This window comes from Bacillus sp. SN1, assembly GCF_002796895.1.
Lineage (GTDB): Bacteria > Bacillota > Bacilli > Bacillales > Bacillaceae > Bacillus > Bacillus inaquosorum.
Genome location: NZ_PHIE01000001.1, coordinates 566,391 through 586,644 on the forward strand (window position 1 = coordinate 566,391; position 20,254 = coordinate 586,644).

Below are 20,254 nucleotides of genomic sequence, written 5' to 3' on the forward strand. Positions count from 1 at the left end.
ACAAAAACAATGGGAGAATCTATTCTTTTTACTGTCCAAAATGATCACATTGCCATGATCACCTTAAACAGGCCTCAGGCGGCAAATGCTCTTTCAGCGGAAATGCTTAGAAGCCTGCAATTAATTCTTCAGGAAATTGAATTCAACTCAAACATCCGCTGCGTTATCCTCACAGGCACCGGTGAAAAAGCGTTTTGCGCGGGGGCAGATCTGAAAGAACGGATAAAACTGAAAGAAGATCAGGTTCTGGAAAGTGTATCTCTCATTCAAAGAACCGCGGCTTTACTTGAATCCTTGCCGCAGCCGGTCATAGCTGCGATAAACGGAAGCGCATTAGGCGGCGGGCTTGAATTGGCATTAGCATGCGACCTTCGAATCGCAGCTGAATCTGCTGTGCTGGGCCTTCCAGAAACAAGGTTAGCCATTATCCCAGGCGCCGGAGGAACCCAAAGGCTGCCGCGTCTGATTGGCAGAGGAAAAGCAAAAGAATTAATTTATACAGGCACACGTGTAACTGCACACAAAGCAAAAGAGATAGGTCTTGTAGAGCAGGTCACGGCTTCTTGTGACCTCATGCCAAAAGCAGAAGAACTGGCCGCAGCCATTTCTGCTAACGGGCCGATCGCTGTCCGTCAGGCTAAATTCGCAATCAATAAAGGGTTGGAAACAGATCTTGCTACTGGTCTGGCGATTGAACAAAAAGCATATAAACATACTATTCCGACTAAAGACAGGAGAGAAGGGCTTCAGGCGTTTCAAGAAAAAAGACGGGCCGTATATAAGGGAATATAAAAGGGAGGCAATGCTCATGGATTATGAAAAGGAACGAACAGAACGGGCCGAACGGATACAAAAAGGCGGGGCGGAAAAGTATCATAAGAGCAACCAAGAAAAAGGCAAGCTCTTTGTCAGAGAGCGGCTTGCTCTTTTGTTTGACGATGACATCGAGCTTGAAGACGCTTTTTTTGCGGAATGCATGTCAGACGGGCTTCCCGCTGACGGAGTCGTAACCGCCATCGGCAAAATCAGCGGCCAAACCGTCTGTGTGATGGCAAATGACTCAACGGTTAAAGCAGGGTCATGGGGGGCGAAAACCGTTGAAAAAATCATTCGCATTCAAGAAACAGCCGAAAAATTAAACTGTCCGCTCATCTATTTAGTCGATTCAGCGGGTGCCAGAATCACCGACCAAATCAATGTCTTTCCAGGTAGACGCGGTGCAGGAAGAATTTTTTACAATCAAGTCAAATTATCGGGACGCATTCCGCAAATCTGCTTGCTTTTCGGCCCGTCTGCGGCAGGAGGCGCTTATATTCCAGCCTTCTGTGACATTGTCGTCATGGTAGATGGTAACGCCTCCATGTATTTAGGCTCGCCGCGGATGGCAGAAATGGTCATTGGCGAAAAAGTGTCCCTCGAAGAAATGGGAGGCGCCCGTATGCATTGCTCAATCTCAGGCTGCGGAGATATTCTTGCAAAAACTGAAGAAGAAGCCATACGTCTGGCACGGGCTTATTTATCATACTTTCCGGCAAATTATCAAGAAAAAGCGCCCATGCAAAAGAAACGCCCGCCAAAACACTTCGACATCCCGCTTGCCGACGTCATTCCGCAAAACCAAAATGCACCTTTTGATATGCATGAGCTGATTGAGCGGGTCATTGATGAAGGCTCATTTTTTGAAATCAAAGCTTTATTTGCACCAGAATTAATAACGGGCCTCGCACGAATCCAAGGACAGCCTGTCGGTATTATTGCAAATCAGCCAAAGGTAAAAGGAGGCGTCTTATTCCACGATTCCGCAGACAAAGCGGCTAAGTTTATTACCTTATGTGACGCGTTTCATATCCCATTGCTGTTCTTAGCAGATATCCCCGGCTTTATGATCGGCACAAAGGTAGAACAAGCGGGTATTATCAGGCACGGGGCAAAAATGATTTCAGCGATGTCGGAGGCAACTGTACCAAAGCTCTCTGTCATTGTCCGAAAAGCGTACGGTGCGGGGTTGTACGCAATGGCTGGGCCGGCCTTTGAACCAGATTGCTGCTTAGCGCTCCCAACCGCTCAAATCGCCGTCATGGGTCCTGAAGCAGCTGTAAATGCCGTCTATGCTAAAAAAATCGCCGAGCTGCCGATAGAAGAGAGGGCTCAATTTATCAGCAGCAAACGGGAGGAATATAAAGAGGACATTAATATATACCGCCTGGCTTCAGAGATGATCATCGATGCCGTGATCCCAGCCAATTCGCTGCGGGATGAGCTGGACAAACGGCTGAAGGCATACATGACAAAGGAAATGACATTTACAAATCGAAAGCATCCGGTGTATCCGGTATAAAAGCAATGACTCAGGAGCGTAAAAAAGCGCTCCTTTTATATATTTACAATAATTACATTATGTAAACTAATCAACTTTGCATAAAACGCTATGTTTTTTAGAATAGTAAATAAAGGCTGCCGCACCTCTAGCGGCAATTGTCAGTTCATCATAAAAAGGGGCCTACATTATGTATCATTTATATTCACATAACGACTTGGACGGAGTAGGGTGCGGAATCGTAGCAAAATTGGCATTCGGAAAAGATGTTGAGGTCCGGTATAACTCTGTCAACGGCTTAAACGCTCAAGTCCAGTACTTTTTAGAAAAAGCGAAAGAGAGCAACAGACAAGACGCGTTATTCATTACCGATCTCGCCGTCAACGAAGAAAACGAAGAGAGATTGAATGAGTATGTTCATGCGGGCGGAAAAGTGAAGCTGATTGACCACCATAAAACAGCCCTTCATTTAAATGAGCATGAATGGGGATTTGTTCAAGTGGAATACGATGATGGACGGCTTTCATCGGCCACATCGCTTTTATATGGCTATCTCGTTGAAAATGGTTTCATGAAACCGACAAATGCCTTAGATCAATTCACAGAGCTCGTCCGCCAATATGATACATGGGAGTGGGAGCGGTACGATCAAAAACAGGCGAAGCGGCTTAATGACCTTTTCTTTTTGCTGTCAATTGATGAATTTGAAGAAAAAATGATTCAGCGTCTTTCTGCGCATGATGAATTTTTCTTTGATGATTTTGAAGAAAAACTGCTTGATTTAGAAGACGCAAAAATCGAGCGCTATCTACGGAGAAAGAAAAGGGAAATGGTGCAAACCTTTGTTCATGAACACTGTGTGGGCATCGTTCACGCAGAATCGTACCATTCAGAACTTGGAAACAGGCTCGGAAAAGAAAATCCGCATCTCGATTACATTGCGATTTTAAGCATGGGGTCAAAACGGGTCAGCCTGCGCACCATTCATGATTACGTCGATGTTTCAGAAATCGCCGGCCGATACGGAGGAGGAGGGCATGCAAAGGCATCAGGCTGTTCGATAACCGACGAAGTATATGATTTGTTTGTTGCTGAAGCATTCCGGATTGATCCTGTCCGGCCTGATGCTTTCCGTAACATCTATAATCTAAAGGGATCAGCGAACGGATCATTATACGAAAATCGCGCACAAATGAGATTTTTTCTGTTCCCTTTAAACAACGAGTGGAATATCCAAATTAACGGGGAAACACAGGATGAAACATTCGCAGCATTTGAAGAAGCAGAATGGTTTATTAAAAGAAATTATGCCGCATCACTCGTTCGTGATGAAGTATTTGTCGCATTTTTAGCGGAGCATTTGAAGCTGGCAAACCAGCATCGCAGATAAAAAAATATGCATAGGGGAGAATCAATCATCCCTATGCATATCCGCTAGCTATCGTTTAAATATGGCTGCACGTTTTTTAATCACAAAATAAAGGGCGATAACGACAATCGCCAGTATCATAATCGGCGTTGTATAAGTGCCTGCAATGTTCTCAACGTCATCCCACTGACTTCCAAGCTGGATGCCTAAATAAACAAACAAGATAGACCACGGAATGATAGCAAGTACAGTCAGTACCACAAATTTGAGAAACGGCATTTTAGCAATGCCTGCGGGAATGGATATCGCATGTCTGACAACTGGTATAAAACGTGCCGAGAAGACAACACCCGTTCCGTACTTTTGAAACCAGTTTTCTGACATGTCAATATGATGCTTTTTAATCAATAAGTACTTCCCGTATTTGTCCAAAAACGGTCTGCCGCCATAGCGTCCGATCCAATAAATAAAGATCTGGGCAATGGTGCCCCCGATAACACCCGCAATAATTGCGCCAATAAATCCAATCGTGCCTTCCGATACCATATAGCCGCCATAGGCCAATACAATTTCACTCGGGATGATCTCAATCATTAAGCCAATTGCAATGCCCGCATATCCCATATTCGTCAGCCATGTTAAAATTTCGCTTATCAAACTGCCCACATTCTTCACAACCTGTCCTAATCTTTTTCACTATTATATGACTGATTGACGAGCAAGATGGTTACAATTTTTTTATCGCAGCATTTCTTTCGTTTCCCGTTTGATCACATCTACTAAATAAGCCAAAAGCTGAGATCTCATTTCGGGGCGCATTAAGCCGATTTCAGTGCTCGCTTTAAAACAGCCCAGCTTATCGCCAATGTCATATCGATTTCCTTCCAGCAGCCGGGCATGGATAGGCTGCTTACAGCAAACCTCACGAAGCGCATCTGTGAGCTGAATTTCGTTGCCCGCGCCTCTGCCAATTGACTTCAAAACGGGGAAGATCGAAGAATTCAGCACGTAACGTCCCATCACGGCGATTTCCGAAGGCGCTTCTTCAGGAGAAGGCTTTTCAACTAAATCTGTCACTTCATACACATGCCCTTGAGAGCCTGATGTATTTATAATACCATATTTACTGACATCCTCAGGGAGAACTGACTGTACTCCGACAACCTCTGTGCCATAAGCATCGTATACATCCATTAATTGCCGAAGAGCCGGTTTTTCAGACACCATAATATCATCGCCTAAGAGAACGGCGAAAGGCTCATCTCCGATAAAATGCTCCGCACACAGCACCGCATGGCCTAATCCGAGGGGTTCTTTCTGGCGGATGTAATGAATGTTGGCCAAATCGGCAATCTGCTGCATTTCCTTAAGCGTCTCCGTCTTGCCTTTTTCCCGCAAATTGAATTCCAATTCCGCCGACCGGTCAAAATGATCTTCAATCGAGCGTTTGTTTCTCCCTGTAATAATCAGTATATCTTCAATTCCTGACTCTGCGGCCTCTTCTACAATGTATTGGATTGCTGGTTTGTCGACGATCGGGAGCATTTCTTTCGGCTGCGCCTTTGTCGCCGGCAGAAATCTCGTTCCTAAACCCGCTGCGGGAATGACCGCTTTTCTCACTTTTTTTCTCATTCATCTTCACTCCTGATCCTGTATGTTTTTCAGCGAATCTCCAAATACCCAGATTCGGTTTCCGATAAAATTCACCATCATTCCGCCGATAGTGGCGGCGAGCTTACTCACCAAAAGCGAACAGCCGCCTTTTTGAAACAAATAAAGCAGCAAAAAGGTAATCCCAGACGCGGCAATATTAATCATGAGAAAGCGCACGATCTCTTTCCCGCCGGCCTTACGTTTAACACGAAACGTCCAACTCCGGTTCCACACATAGCTGTTGATGATACCTGCAGAATAGGAGCAGATCTGCGCCGGCAGATAAGGGACATGACAAGCGGTGAGAAGAAAGAAGACACCAAAATCTATCAGCGTATTGCCGACGCCCACGGTGCAAAAACGGCCTAATGTCTTTATTTTTTCTTTCAGCATAACGGCACCCGGCTTTGACCTCCCTTCATAAAAGATGCGGATGGCTGTCTTATTTGTTGATATGGATTACTTTAGCGGACAGTGTTGAATAAACAATTAATAAAATATGAACAAAACATGAAAAAGTAATGAGGCCTTGCAGATTCATTAAGTTACCATTTTGATAGTTTGGGTTGTCGCATTTTGCTAGGAACCTAAGTGTTAACGTTATTTAGTTAACATTAATTTTCAGGTGAGAAAGAACGTGATGCAGAAAAAACATATTACAGTGTCAGAATGAGAACTTCCCAGGACGTTCCCATGAACAAGACGGAAAACAGCTCATCACTTACAACGGTTTACAGGAAGCGGTGAATGCTTATTACATAAAGGCTTCTCGGACACCTGATTTTATGCAGATTCAGCTTGAAAGCGTTAATGAACCGGTCAAAACGATCCGCCCTTTAACGATTGCCGTACATCAAACAGCTACGGTAGAAAAAGGGCAAACCACAGGTCAGGCCGTAGTCATTGACGGCGTATATACCGTTCAATAGTTCTTATACTCTTGAAAAAAACAGCCGCTCTGAACGGCTGTTTTTTGTGCCTGAATACCTTGTTCACATATGGATGACAAAATATGACGGGTTTCGAAAGGGGTTTGCGGAGTGCTAACGAAATGTCTTACAAAGAAGAGAACAATGGAAACAGGAATCAGCAGAAGAAGCAGCCGGAATTCAATAGATTGAAAAGTTCCGCGCCTTGATTCCCTATCAGCCTACAGCAAGACTGAACCAGAACCAAAACAATTTGTTTCTAATGATATATTCCTCTTATGATGATGCAGCTCGCATTCAGCAATGTAATGGACCGATTTACTTCGTCAATCAGTTTCCAAGCAGGATCATTCATATGTTCTGCGTCGTATTTCAACCTCGCAGAGTTTACTCATCAAGATCCATTTCTTGTGCAACATCTATAAACAAGCGCCATCAGTTTACAATCCTTCACAGATATACAGATTAATTTTTATAAAAAAACAAAAAAATATGGAATTTCTGACACAATTATGCCGATAGACCTAAAACATATGTACATCGAGGGCGCGGTCTAAGTGAAGAAGAGTCGGTAACAGCCTTCCATTCCGACTCCTGTCATCTCTCTTAAAGACTGATTTCTCGGTGTCAGCCCCATTTTATATTTAATGAACAAATGTAATCCAGGCCCTTTGTAAAACCGAACAATAACTCCTACAAAAGTATTCTATACACATTTATTATAATCATGCTAGGATGTTAGATAAAGGGATATTTTGTATAATATTGTATCCCTGTTCAATGTGATCGGAGGGAGCTCATGAACAATCTTGCCTTTTTATTTCCTGGACAAGGATCTCAATTTGTAGGAATGGGCAAAAGTTTTTGGAATGATTTTGTGCTCGCAAAGAGATTATTTGAAGAAGCGAGCGATGCGATCTCCTTGGATGTAAAAAAACTGTGTTTTAACGGTGATATAAATGAATTGACAAAGACAATGAATGCGCAGCCCGCTATTTTAACCGTCAGTGTGATTGCTTTTCAAGTGTATATGCAGGAGATAGGGGTTAAGCCTCGCTTTCTTGCAGGTCATAGTTTAGGCGAATACTCTGCGCTTGTCTGTGCCGGCGCTCTTTCATTTCATGATGCCGTTACACTTGTAAGGCAGCGGGGAATTCTTATGCAAAATGCGGATCCTCAGCAGCAGGGGGCGATGGCCGCCGTGACTCAGCTCCATCTTCAAACATTGCAAGAAATATGTTCGAAAGTGTCGACGGAAGAATTTCCCGCAGGTGTCGCCTGCATGAATTCAGACCAGCAGCATGTGATTTCCGGACATCGGCAAGCTGTGGAACGTGTCATCAGGATAGCGGAGGAAAAGGGGGCCAAATATACTTATTTGAATGTCAGTGCGCCTTTTCACAGTTCGATGATACGATCAGCATCCGAACAATTCCAGACTGTATTACACCTGTATTCCTTCCGGGATGCCGCATGGCCGATCATTTCGAATGTCACGACTCACCCTTACAGCAGCGGAAATTCGATCAACGAACATCTCAAGCAGCACATGACGATGCCGGTAAGATGGACAGAATCGATGCATTACTTACTTTTACACGGAGTGACGGAAGTCATCGAAATGGGCCCAAAGAATGTCTTAGCCAGTCTGCTGAGAAAAATAACGAATCATATTGCACCTTATTCTTTAGGGCAGACATCTGATCTTCATCTACTTTCCAATTCAACGGAAAGAAATAAAAATATTCTCCACTTACGCAAAAAACAACTGAATAAATTGATGATTCAATCCACCATTGCGCGAAATTACAATAAGGATTCATTGGCTTATTCCAACATGACTACGCCATTATTTACGCAAATCCAAGAGCTGAAAAAGAGAATGGAAATACATGAAGATGAGCTTTCAGAACAAGAACTCGAACATTCGATCCATTTGTGCAAATTAATTTGCGAGGCTAAACAGCTTCCGGCTTGGGAACAATTACGGATTTTAAAATAAAGCGCCCAGGAGGGGACCTATGTATACCAGTCAATTCCAAACCTTAGTCGATGTCATTCGGGAAAGAAGCAATATCTCTGATCGCGGGATCCGTTTTATCGAATCCGATAAAAAAGAGACAGTTGTCTCTTACCGCCAATTGTTTGATGAGGCACAGGGGTTTCTTGGCTATTTACAGCATATCGGCATTCAGCCGAAGCAGGAAATTGTATTTCAAATCCAAGAAAACAAATCATTTGTCGTTGCTTTTTGGGCTTGTTTATTAGGAGGAATGATCCCGGTACCGGTCAGTATCGGAGAAGATGATGACCATAAGCTGAAGGTCTGGCGCATTTGGAATATATTAAATCATCCGTATCTGATTGCCTCTGAGAAAGTATTGGATAAAATAAAGAAATACGCCGCAGAACACGATTTACAAGATTTCCATCATCAATTAAACGAGAAATCTGACATTATTCAAGATCAAACCTACGATTACCCCGCTTCTATATATGAACCTGATGCGGATGAACTGGCCTTTATCCAATTTTCTTCAGGATCGACAGGACATCCAAAAGGAGTCATGTTAACGCATCACAACTTAATACATAACACGTGTGCCATTCGAAATGCTCTGTCCATTGATTCGAAAGACTCTTTCTTATCTTGGATGCCTTTAACGCATGATATGGGGCTCATCGCCTGCCACCTTGTTCCCTTCTTAGTCGGAATCAATCAAAATCTAATGCCTACAGAATTATTTATTCGCAGACCTATCCTTTGGATGAAAAAAGCTCATGAACATAAAACCAGCATTCTATCCTCTCCTAATTTCGGATACAACTACTTCCTTAAATTTCTGAAAAACGAACCAGACTGGGATTTATCCCATATCAGAGTCATCGCAAACGGTGCAGAACCGATATTGCCGGAGCTATGTGACGAATTTTTAAAAAGATGCGCAACATTCAATATGAAAAGATCCGCCATTTTAAATGTTTACGGTTTAGCGGAAGCTTCAGTCGGCGCAACGTTCTCTAAAACAGGCGAAGAATTCGTCCCCGTTTATTTGCATCGCGATCATTTAAACCTCGGCGAAAGAGCTGTAAAAGTCAGCAAAGAAGATCAAAATTGCGCTTCATTCGTCGAAGTGGGACAACCTATTGACTATTGTCAGATTCGAATCTCCAACGGAGAAAATGAAAGAGCAGAAGACGGAATCATCGGCCATATCCAGATCAAAGGAGACAATGTGACGCAAGGGTATTATAACAACCCCGAAAGTACGGACAGAGCGCTGACTTCTGACGGCTGGGTAAAAACAGGAGACCTTGGGTTCATTAGTGAAAGTGGTAACTTAGTCGTAACCGGAAGAGAAAAGGACATTATTTTCGTGAACGGAAAAAATATCTACCCTCACGATATTGAACGGGTCGCGATTGAAATGGAAGAGGTTGACTTAGGAAGGGTTGCCGCCTGCGGTGTATATGATCAAAAGACGCGAAGCGGAGAAATCGTGCTCTTTGTTGTTTTCAAAAAATCACCTGAAAAATTTGCCCCGCTTGTCAAAGAGATTAAAAAGTATTTGTACAAGCGGGGCGGCTGGAACATAAAAGAAGTCCTTCCGATCCGAAAGCTTCCAAAAACAACCAGCGGAAAGGTTAAGCGATATGAACTGGCCAGACAGTATGAGGCAGGGAATTTTTCGATAGAGTCTGCCGCCATCAATGAATTTTTGGAGAGCCGCCCTGAAAAATCCGGACAGACGCCGATTCATGAGATAGAAACGGAATTGCTGTCTATCTTTTCCGAAGTGCTCGATGGAAGAAAGGTTCACCTCACTGATAGTTATTTTGATATGGGAGCAAATTCATTACAGTTATCGCAGATTGCTGAGTGCATAGAACAGAAATTTGGGCGCAAGCTTGCCGTTTCCGACCTGTTTACGTATCCTTCCATCACTGATTTAGCGGCATTTCTGTCTGAAAACCATGCTGAAATCAATCATGATGTGACAGAGAAGCGAAGCCAAATGTCGCCGAAAGACATTGCCATTATCGGAATGTCGCTCAATGTCCCGGGAGCATCGACTAAAAGCGATTTTTGGAATCTGCTTGAAAAAGGAGAGCACAGCATTCGAGAATACCCTGCATCTCGGCTGAAAGATGCGGCGGATTATTTAAAGTCCATCCAAAGTGAATTCAATGAGAATCAGTTTGTTAAAGGTGGCTATTTAGATGAAATCGACCGCTTTGATTATTCGTTCTTCGGTTTAGCTCCTAAAACGGCTCAGTTTATGGATCCAAATCAAAGACTGTTTTTGCAGTCTGCATGGCATGCGATGGAAGATGCGGGCTATGCCGGAAACAGCATGAACGGGAGTCGGGTCGGGGTATATGCAGGGTACTCGAAGGTGGGCTACGATTATGAACGCCTCCTTTCTGCCAATTATCCGGAGGAACTTCATCAATATATTGTAGGCAATCTTCCTTCAGTGTTAGCCAGCCGAATCGCTTATTTCTTAAATCTAAAAGGGCCGGCGGTCACAGTGGATACAGCTTGTTCTTCATCGCTTGCTGCCGTTCATATGGCGTGCAAATCTTTAAATTCTGGCGAGTGTGTAATGGCTATTGCCGGAGGTATCCGGACATCGCTCTTGCCGATGCGTATCGGACTTGATATGGAATCTTCGGACGGGTACACGAAAACGTTCAGCAAAGATTCAGACGGCACGGGCTCAGGTGAAGGCGCGGCGGCAGTCCTATTAAAACCTTTGCAGGATGCTGTTCGCGACGGAGACCATATTTACGGCGTGATCAAAGGGAGCGCGATGAATCAAGACGGAACAACCGCAGGTATTACTGCACCGAACCCGGCAGCTCAGACTGAGGTCATTGAAACGGCCTGGAAAGACGCGGGCATTGCTCCTGAAACGCTGTCATTCATCGAAGCGCATGGCACCGGAACCAAGCTTGGAGATCCGGTTGAATTTAACGGGCTTTGTAAAGCATTTGAAAAGTATACAGCAAAAAAACAATTTTGTGCGATTGGTTCTGTTAAATCGAACATCGGTCATTTGTTTGAAGCGGCAGGCGTCGTTGGGCTGATCAAATCTGTCCTCATGCTGAATCAAAAGAAAAACCCGCCGTTAGCCCACTTTAATGAACCCAATCCGTTCATTCATTTTCACTCTTCACCGTTTTATGTAAATCAGGAAGTTACGGAGTTCACATCCGGGGATGAGCCGCTGCGGGGCGGAGTCAGCTCGTTCGGTTTTAGCGGAACGAATGCTCATGTGGTGTTGGAAGAATATATTTCTCAAAGTGAGGAAGCACTCGCGGACGAAAATGAGCCGCACCTATTTGTTTTATCCGCTCATACTGAAAATTCACTCTATGAACTCGCGCAGCAGTATCGGCAATATGTATCGGATGGCAGCCAAGCTTCATTGAAGTCCATTTGCTATACAGCCAGTACAGGAAGGGCTCATTTGGATCATGGTATGGCCATGGTTGTATTCAGTAAGCAAGAATTATGTGACAAGCTGACCTCCGTGGTTCAAGGAGACAGCCATCTTCCCGGGGTACACATTGGTTATAAGAACTTGAAGGAAATGCTGCCTGCTCATAAAGAAGAGCTGAATAAACAAGCTGCTGATCTGATTGAGCAGTGTATACGTACGCATGATGAACGAATCACATGGCTGAATCGCGCCGCCGAATTATTTGTGCAAGGAGCCGTTATAGATTGGCGCGCGCTTTATGCCGGTGAAACTGTACAAAAAACGCCATTGCCCTTATATCCGTTTGAACGGAACCGATGCTGGGCTGAAGCTGACCATTTGCGCTTAAACGAGGACGAAGAGAGAGGAGAAGCGGCATTGAATATCAATCAAACGAAGGCGCATATTGAATCCTTTCTGAAAACTGTAATCGGCAATGCTTCGGGAATCAGAGCGGATGAACTCGATTTGAATGCGCATTTTATCGGGCTCGGAATGGATTCCATCATGCTGTCACAGGTCAAAAAAGCCATCGCTGACGAATTTGGTGTAGACATCCCGATGGATCGTTTTTTCGATACGATGAACAACCTTCAAAGTGTCATAGATTACTTGGCTGATACCACTCCATCGTCCTTTGCATCCGCACCAGCTCAAGAGAATGTTCCGGCGGAGGAAAAACTGGTCATTTCAGAAACACAGTCTGAATCTGGTCACAGAGAAGAGCATCAAGAGCACATGCTCGAAAAAATAATCGCTTCTCAGAATCAATTAATTCAGGATACCTTGCAGGCTCAATTAAATAGCTTTAATTTGCTGAGAAACAGCGGACATCATTCCGATGTGAAAGACTACGCTAAAGCACTAGAAAAATCAATTCCTTCTGTCAAGCAAGGGACGCCGACCGTCACTGCAGAAAAGAAATTGGCTCAAGAAGCGAAACCCTATGTTCCTTTTCAGCCCCAGAACCTGTATGAACAGGGACACTATACCGCACAGCAAAGACGATATTTAGAAGATTTCATCGGGAAATACGCAGATAAAACGAAAGGTTCCAAACAATATACGGACAAAACCCGATTTGCTCATGCAAACAACCGCAACTTGTCCAGTTTCCGTTCATACTGGAAGGAAATCGTGTACCCGATTATTGCCCAACGTTCTGACGGTTCCAAGATGTGGGATATTGATGGAAACGAATATATCGATATCACCATGGGATTCGGGGTTAATCTTTTCGGGCATCATCCGCCCTTTATTACACAGGTTATCGATGATTCAATCCGTTCATCGTTGCCTCCGCTCGGCCCGATGTCGGATGTCGCCGGTGAAGTTGCCGATCGAATCCGCACATGTACCGGTGTAGAAAGGGTCGCTTTCTATAATTCCGGAACAGAAGCCGTCATGGTTGCCCTTCGTTTGGCAAGGGCGGCAACAGGAAGAAAGAAAGTTGTGGCGTTCTCAGGCTCTTATCACGGTACGTTTGACGGCGTATTAGGGGTTGCCAGTACAAAAGGCGGGGCTGCGTCTGCGAATCCGCTTGCTCCAGGCATACTGCAGAGCTTTATGGATGATTTGATTATTTTGCATTACAACAATCCAGATTCGCTCGATGTGATTCGCAGTCTTGGAGATGAATTGGCAGCCGTATTGGTAGAACCTGTACAAAGCCGCAGGCCGGATTTGCAGCCGGGAGCATTTTTGAAAGAACTGCGGGCGATCACGCAGCAATCCGGGACAGCCCTGATTATGGATGAAATTATTACCGGATTTCGGATCGGTCTCGGCGGCGCGCAGGAATGGTTCGGCATTCAAGCCGATTTGGTGACCTACGGAAAAATCATCGGCGGCGGACAGCCGTTAGGGATAGTTGCCGGAAAAGCTGAGTTCATGAATGCGATCGACGGGGGAACCTGGCAGTATGGGGACGACTCCTATCCACAGGATGAGGCGAAACGCACGTTTGTGGCCGGCACCTTCAATACTCACCCGCTTACCATGAGAATGTCATTAGCCGTGCTTCGCCATTTACAAACCGAGGGAGAACACCTGTATGAGCAGCTAAATCAAAACACTACCTCCCTGGTCGATCAGTTAAATCGCTACTTTGAACAATCGCAAGTGCCTATCCGTATGGTTCAATTCGGTTCTTTATTCCGTTTTGTCTCATCGCTTGATAACGACTTGTTCTTTTACCATCTCAATTATAAAGGGGTCTATGTATGGGAAGGACGCAACTGCTTCTTGTCTGCTGCGCATAGCGCGGATGATATTGAACATATCATTCAAGCCGTTAAAGACACGGTGAAGGATCTTCGCCGAGGCGGATTTATCCCGGAAGGCCCGGATTCCCCTAACGACGGCAGCCATAAAAAATCCGGGACGTACGAGCTTTCACCTGAACAAAAACAATTGGTTATGGCATCCCATTATGGGAATGGAGCTTCTGCAGCTTTAAACCAGTCTATTATGCTAAAAGTGGAGGGTGAACTGCAGCATACGCTGTTAAAACAAGCCGTGCAGCATATCATCGACCGCCACGAGGCTTTACGTACGGTGATTCATGTGGATGACGAGGTACAGCAGGTGCAGGAACGGATAAATATAGACATTCCTGTCATTGATTTTACCGGTCACCCGGATGAGCAACGGGAGTTGGAAATGCAGAATTGGCTGACAGAAGATGCCAAGCGGCCATTTCATTTTCATGAACAAAAGCCCTTGTTTAGAATCCATGTGCTTACATCGACTCAAGATGAACATCTGATTGTGCTCACGTTCCATCATGTCATTGCCGATGGATGGTCAATCGCTGTTTTTATTCAAGAGCTGGAGAGCAACTATACAGCAATTGTACAAGGAAAACCGTTTCCGCCAAAAGAGGCTGCTCCTTCATTTCGTCAATATTTAGACTGGCAGCAGGCGCAGATTGATAGCGGCCATTATGAAGAAGGCGTCCGTTATTGGCGGCATCATTTCTCTGAACCGATACAGCAGGCAGTCCTGCCGAGCGTCGCTTCCGCCCGTTATCCGAACGGATATGAGGGAGACCGATGTACCATCAGGCTTGGACGGCCTTTAAGCGAGGCTTTAAAATCATTAAGCATTCGGATGAAAAATAGTGTATTTGTGACAATGCTGGGCGCATTTCATCTTTTTCTGCACCAGCTAACCAAACAGACGGGTCTTGTGATCGGGATTCCTACAGCAGGTCAATCGCATATGAAACATCATGCTCTGATTGGAAATTGCGTCAATATGATTCCTGTTAAGAATACGTCTTCTTCAGAAAGCACTTTATCCGGTTATCTTGGCAGTATGAAAGAAAACGTGAATCACGCCATGCAGCATCAAGCTGTTCCGATGACACTGGTAGCCAGTCAGCTTCCGCACGATCAAGTGCCGGATATGCGTATTATCTTTAATTTGGACATGCCTTTTCGAAAGCTGCATTTCGGAAAGGCGGAGGCGGAGCCCATTGCATACCCGGTGAAACGCATGCTGTACGATTTATTTCTTAACATAACAGACGCGAATGAAGAATATGTTCTTGATTTCGACTTTAAAACGAACGTCATCAGTCCGGAAATCATGAAAAAGTGGGGAGCGGGCTTTACGAAATTGCTGCAAAAAATGGTTGAGGAGGATTCTGTCCCTCTTGATGCCCTGATGATGTTTTCCGATGAAGAACAGCAAGATTTACAAGAACTGTATGCCGATCACCAGCAGCGGGTCTCTTCAATAGTAAGCAAAACGGCAAACTTTGCTGACGCCTACGAGGCGCCGGTAAATGAAACGGAGCGACAGCTGGCGCAGATTTGGGAGGAACTTTTCGGCCTTGAACGGGTTGGAAGATCAGATCGCTTCCTGGCTCTGGGAGGAAACTCACTCCAAGCGACGCTGATGCTTTCCAAAGTTCAGAAGACATTTCATCAAAAAGTTTCCATCGGACAATTTTTCAATCACCAGACTGTTAAGGAATTAGCACGTTTCATTGAGAATGAAAAGAAAGTCATGTACCTCCCGATGAAGGCTGCTGAGAAAAAAGCGCATTATCCGACATCACCGGCGCAGCAAAGAGTATATTTCCTTCACCAAATGGAACCGGATCAATTGGCTCAAAATATGTTCGGCCAAATATCAATTATAGGGCAGTACGATGAGCAGGCCCTGATTTCTTCTCTTCAGCAAGTCATACAGCGGCATGAAGCGTTTCGCACGTATTTTGAAATCTCAGACGGCGAAATTGTCCAGAAACTTGAAAACGAAGTTGATGTTAACGTTCATGTTCGGACAATGAGCCGGGACGAATTTGATGACTATGCAGACCGGTTCGTAAAACCGTTCCGCTTGGAACAAGCTCCTTTGGTCCGCGCGGAGCTGATCAAGATTGATAACGGGCAGGATGAGCTGCTCATTGATATGCATCATATCATTTCGGACGGTTATTCCATCAACATCCTTACAAATGAATTGCTGGCCTTATATCATCGGAAACCATTACCGGACATTGAATTTGAATATAAAGATTTCGCAGAATGGCAGAACCAATGGCTGAATGAGGATGCCATGAAACAGCAGGAGACATATTGGCTGGAACAATTTCAAGAAGAAATCCCGGTTCTTCAACTGCCGACAGATGGTTCAAAAGCGGCGGTACGGTCTTCCGAGGGGCAGCGCGTGACGTGCTCTCTGCAGCCGAATGTAATCCGTTCGCTGCAAGATCTGGCGCAAAAGGCGGGAACGACCCTTTATACGGTGCTTCTGGCCGCCTACAAAGTGCTGCTTCATAAATATACAGGACAAGAAGACATTGTCGTAGGCACGCCTGCTTCAGGAAGAAATCATCCGGATGTCGAAAATATCATCGGGATTTTCATTCAAACCATCGGAATCCGGACGAAGCCGCACGCCAATAGAAAGTTTATGGATTATCTGGAAGAAGTAAAGCGGCAGACGCTTGACGCTTTCGAAAACCAAGACTATCCATTCGACAGGCTGGTTGAAAAATTAAATGTACAGCGGGAAACAACAGGAAAATCACTGTTTAACACGATGTTTGTGTTTCAAAATATTGAATTTCATGAAATAACGCACAATGAATGTACATTTAAGGTGAAAGAGCGAAACCCCGGAGTCTCTTTATATGATTTGATGCTGACGGTCGAAGATGTCGGGCAACAGATAGAGATGCATTTTGATTTTAAACCGGGACAGTTTGAACAAGAAACTATTGAACAGATCACAAAACACTATATCAGCATTTTACACAGCCTTGTTAAGCAGCCGGAGATGACGTTGTCTTCCGTTCCTATGCTGTCTGAAACCGAACGGTATCAATTGCTGACGGAGTTTAATGACACAAAGACGTCGTATCCGCATAACGAAACGGTTTCTCGATGGTTTGAAATTCAGGCGGAACAGCGGCCTGATCATGAAGCCGTTATTTTTGGCAATGAGCGGTATACGTACAGACAGCTCAATGAACGGGCAAACCAATTGGCGCGAACGTTACGGAGAAAAGGCATACAAGCGGATCAATTCGTTGCCATCCTCTCTCCTCATTGTATCGAGCTGGTTGTTGGAATTTTGGCTGTGCTGAAATCCGGCGGCGCATACGTGCCCATTGACCCTGAGTATCCTGAGGACCGGATCCATTATATGCTGAGGGATTCAAAAGCGAAGATTGTGTTGACACACCACAACCTGCAAGATCAATTACCTTATGATGGTGAAGTTGTGCTTTTAGATGAGGAAAACTCTTATCATGAAGACCGCTCAAATCTTGAATTATTCAGCAATGCGCATGATTTGGCCTACATGATCTATACGTCGGGTTCCACTGGAAATCCGAAAGGTGTACTCATTGAGCACCAGGGGCTGGCCAATTATATTTGGTGGGCGAAAGAAGTTTATGTGACAGGAGAGAAAACCAACTTCCCATTATACTCCTCCATTTCTTTTGACCTGACGGTGACTTCGATATTTACACCGCTGGTGACGGGAAATACCATCATTGTCTACGACGGAGAAGACAAAAGCGCTGTGCTTTCTGCGATTATGCAGGACTCAAGAATCGACATCATCAAATTGACCCCGGCACATTTGCATGTAATCAAGGAGATGAATATAGCAGGCGGCACCACAATACGGAAAATGATTGTGGGCGGAGAAAATTTAAGCACCCGTCTGGCCAAAAGTGTCAGCGAGCAGTTTAAAGGCCGGCTGGACATTTTCAATGAGTACGGGCCGACGGAAACTGTCGTCGGATGTATGATTTACCGTTACGACGCAAAACGGGACAACCGGGAATCTGTACCGATCGGCACTGCGGCTGCCAACACGGACATTTATGTGATGGATGCAAACAGAAACCTGGTTCCGATCGGGGTAATCGGTGAAATGTATATCAGCGGACCCGGCGTTGCCAGAGGGTATTGGAATCGCCCAGATTTAACGGCAGAGAAGTTCGTTGATAATCCGTATATCCCAGGAGCGAAGATGTACAAATCAGGGGACTTGGCTAAGCGATTGAGGGATGGAAATCTTGTATATGTCGGACGCATCGATGAACAAGTCAAAATCAGGGGACACCGAATCGAACTTGGTGAAATCGAAGCAGCGATGCATAACGTGGAAGCAGTGCAAAAAGCCGCTGTTACAGCCGAAAAAGCAGAAGACGGCCTAAAACAATTGTGCGCGTATTACGTAAGTAACAAACCTATAGCGGCTGGGCAGCTTAGGGAACAATTGTCATCGGAGCTCCCGGACTACATGGTTCCGTCCTATTTTGTCCGTCTTGAGCATATGCCATTAACGTCCAACGGGAAAATAAACCGTAAAGCACTGCCCGCACCCGAAGCAAGTCTGCAACAGACAGCTGAATATGTTCCGCCGGGCAATGAGGTGGAGTCCAAACTGACAGATTTATGGCAGGAAGTGCTCGGAATAAGCCGTGTGGGGATCAAACATAATTTCTTTGATCTCGGAGGAAATTCCATTCGCGCGGCGGCCTTAGCCGCCAGAATTCATAAAAAGCTGGATGTAAACCTGACGCTAAAAGACATATTCAAGTTTCCTACCATTGAACAATTGGCTGACAAGGCGTTACACATGAACAAAAATCGATATACACCGATCCCGGCAGCAAAGGAAATGCCCTATTATCCAGTTTCTTCAGCTCAAAGGCGAATGTATTTGTTAAGTCACGCAGAGGGCGGCGAGCTGACTTACAATATGACGGGTGCCATGAGTGTGGAAGGGACGATTGATCCCGACCGGTTAAACGCCGCTTTCCAAAAATTAATCGAGCGTCATGAAGCTTTGCGGACCAGCTTTGAATTATATGAAGGCGAACCGGCACAGCGTATTCATCAGAACGTCGAATTTACAATAGAACGTATTCAAGCAAGCGAAGAAGAAGCGGACGATCGTGTGCTTGATTTCATCCAAGCGTTTGATTTAGCCAAACCGCCGCTGATGCGGGCCGCACTGATTGAACTAGAACCTGCGCGGCATGTGCTTGTGGTTGATATGCATCATATCATTTCTGACGGCGTATCCGTCAACATTCTGATGAAAGATTTAAGCCGGCTCTACGAGGGGAACGAACCCGATCCGCTTTCTGTTCAATATAAAGACTATGCAGTTTGGCAGCAATCAGATATTCAGAAACGGAATATCAAAAGTCAGGAAGCGTACTGGCTGGATCAGTTTCGTGATGACATTCCTGTACTGGACATACCTGCGGATTACGAGCGGCCTGCCGTACGTGATTACGAAGGCGAATCCTTTGAATTTGTTATACCGGAACACTTGAAACAAGGCTTAAGCCAAATGGAAGAAAACACAGGAGCTACACTGTATATGATTTTATTGGCAGCCTATACGATTCTTTTATCCAAATACAGCGGACAAGAGGATATTGTCGTAGGAACGCCATCTGCCGGGCGGAATCATTTGGATGTGGAGTCGGTCGTGGGAATGTTCGTCAATACGTTAGTCATCCGCAATCAGCCGGCGGGCCGTAAAACATTTGATGCCTACTTAAACGAAGTAAAGGAAAACATGCTGAATGCCTATAAAAATCAAGACTACCCGTTAGAAGAATTGATTCAGCATTTACATCTTTCGAAAGATCCAAGCCGCAATCCTTTGTTCGATACGATGTTTGTGCTGCAAAATCTCGATCACGCTGAATTGACACTCGATTCCCTTCAGCTCAAGCCGTATCAGTTTCATCATCCGGTTGCCAAATTCGATTTGACCTTGTCGATTCAGGCGGACCAAGACAACTATCACGGCCTGTTTGAATATTCGAAAAAACTGTTTAAGAAAAGCAGAATCGAGGCTTTATCAAACGACTACTTACACATTCTATCCGCGATTTTAGAACAACCAAGCATTCTAATCGAACATATCGGATTGAGCAGCAGCTATGAGGAAGAAGAGAACATGCTTGATTCTATTCAATTGAACTTTTAGGGAAAAGCATATATTT

At 44.9% G+C, this 20,254-nt stretch carries 8 protein-coding genes and 1 pseudogene; 6 read left to right on the forward strand and 3 right to left on the reverse strand.

The genetic code is table 11. The annotated features are described in order from the left end of the window. The first annotated feature begins 9 nt into the window (after window positions 1-9). From CVV77_RS03020 to nrnB, 3 genes are all read left to right on the forward strand, one after another. On the forward strand, window positions 10-792 hold the full coding sequence (locus tag CVV77_RS03020; RefSeq protein WP_100274614.1) for an enoyl-CoA hydratase: 783 nt from the start codon (window positions 10-12) through the stop codon (window positions 790-792). Between the two features lie 10 nt (window positions 793-802). Beyond that, entirely contained in the window at window positions 803-2,338 is a 1,536-nt protein-coding gene (locus CVV77_RS03025; RefSeq protein WP_080010818.1) for an acyl-CoA carboxylase subunit beta, read from the forward strand. Between the two features lie 169 nt (window positions 2,339-2,507). Continuing rightward, window positions 2,508-3,707 (forward strand): oligoribonuclease NrnB, encoded by a 1,200-nt coding sequence (gene nrnB / locus CVV77_RS03030; protein ID WP_019258544.1) that lies wholly within the window; start codon window positions 2,508-2,510, stop codon window positions 3,705-3,707. A gap of 48 nt (window positions 3,708-3,755) precedes the next feature. Here nrnB and uptA read toward each other — a convergent pair whose 3' ends face one another. The 3 genes from uptA to CVV77_RS03045 all read right to left on the reverse strand — a co-directional run bounded on the left by uptA (window position 3,756) and on the right by CVV77_RS03045 (window position 5,732). After that, complete coding sequence (gene uptA, locus CVV77_RS03035; RefSeq protein ID WP_019258543.1) at window positions 3,756-4,352, reverse strand: undecaprenyl phosphate transporter UptA; 597 nt, start codon at window positions 4,350-4,352, stop codon at window positions 3,756-3,758. 72 nt (window positions 4,353-4,424) lie between these two features. Then, entirely contained in the window at window positions 4,425-5,318 is an 894-nt protein-coding gene (gene galU, locus CVV77_RS03040; RefSeq protein WP_100274615.1) for a UTP--glucose-1-phosphate uridylyltransferase GalU, read from the reverse strand. Window positions 5,319-5,324: 6 nt separating this feature from the next. Next, entirely contained in the window at window positions 5,325-5,732 is a 408-nt protein-coding gene (locus CVV77_RS03045) for a GtrA family protein (RefSeq protein WP_003238141.1), read from the reverse strand. 276 nt (window positions 5,733-6,008) lie between these two features. On the opposite strand from CVV77_RS03045, the pseudogene CVV77_RS03050 reads away from it, so the two are divergent. From CVV77_RS03050 to CVV77_RS03060, 3 genes and pseudogenes are all read left to right on the forward strand, one after another. Then, window positions 6,009-6,241, forward strand: a pseudogene (locus tag CVV77_RS03050) (6-carboxyhexanoate--CoA ligase); the annotation flags it as partial. 826 nt (window positions 6,242-7,067) lie between these two features. Then, the gene (gene fabD / locus CVV77_RS03055; protein ID WP_100274616.1) at window positions 7,068-8,270 is read left to right on the forward strand and encodes an ACP S-malonyltransferase; all 1,203 of its coding nucleotides are present in this window, start codon (window positions 7,068-7,070) and stop codon (window positions 8,268-8,270) included. Between the two features lie 19 nt (window positions 8,271-8,289). Continuing rightward, window positions 8,290-20,238: a non-ribosomal peptide synthetase/type I polyketide synthase gene (locus CVV77_RS03060; protein WP_100274617.1), complete on the forward strand. Its 11,949-nt coding sequence runs from the start codon at window positions 8,290-8,292 to the stop codon at window positions 20,236-20,238. Window positions 20,239-20,254 lie beyond the last annotated feature (16 nt).

Bases quoted from the DNA above. Each gene is read 5' to 3' on its own strand.
- nrnB (WP_019258544.1), top strand. From the start codon at position 2,508: ATGTATCATTTATATTCACATAACGACTTGGACGGAGTAGGGTGCGGA.
- CVV77_RS03060 (WP_100274617.1), top strand. From the start codon at position 8,290: ATGTATACCAGTCAATTCCAAACCTTAGTCGATGTCATTCGGGAAAGA.
- CVV77_RS03045 (WP_003238141.1), bottom strand. From the start codon at position 5,732: ATGCTGAAAGAAAAAATAAAGACATTAGGCCGTTTTTGCACCGTGGGC.
- CVV77_RS03020 (WP_100274614.1), top strand. From the start codon at position 10: ATGGGAGAATCTATTCTTTTTACTGTCCAAAATGATCACATTGCCATG.
- fabD (WP_100274616.1), top strand. From the start codon at position 7,068: ATGAACAATCTTGCCTTTTTATTTCCTGGACAAGGATCTCAATTTGTA.
- galU (WP_100274615.1), bottom strand. From the start codon at position 5,318: ATGAGAAAAAAAGTGAGAAAAGCGGTCATTCCCGCAGCGGGTTTAGGA.
- CVV77_RS03025 (WP_080010818.1), top strand. From the start codon at position 803: ATGCTCATGGATTATGAAAAGGAACGAACAGAACGGGCCGAACGGATA.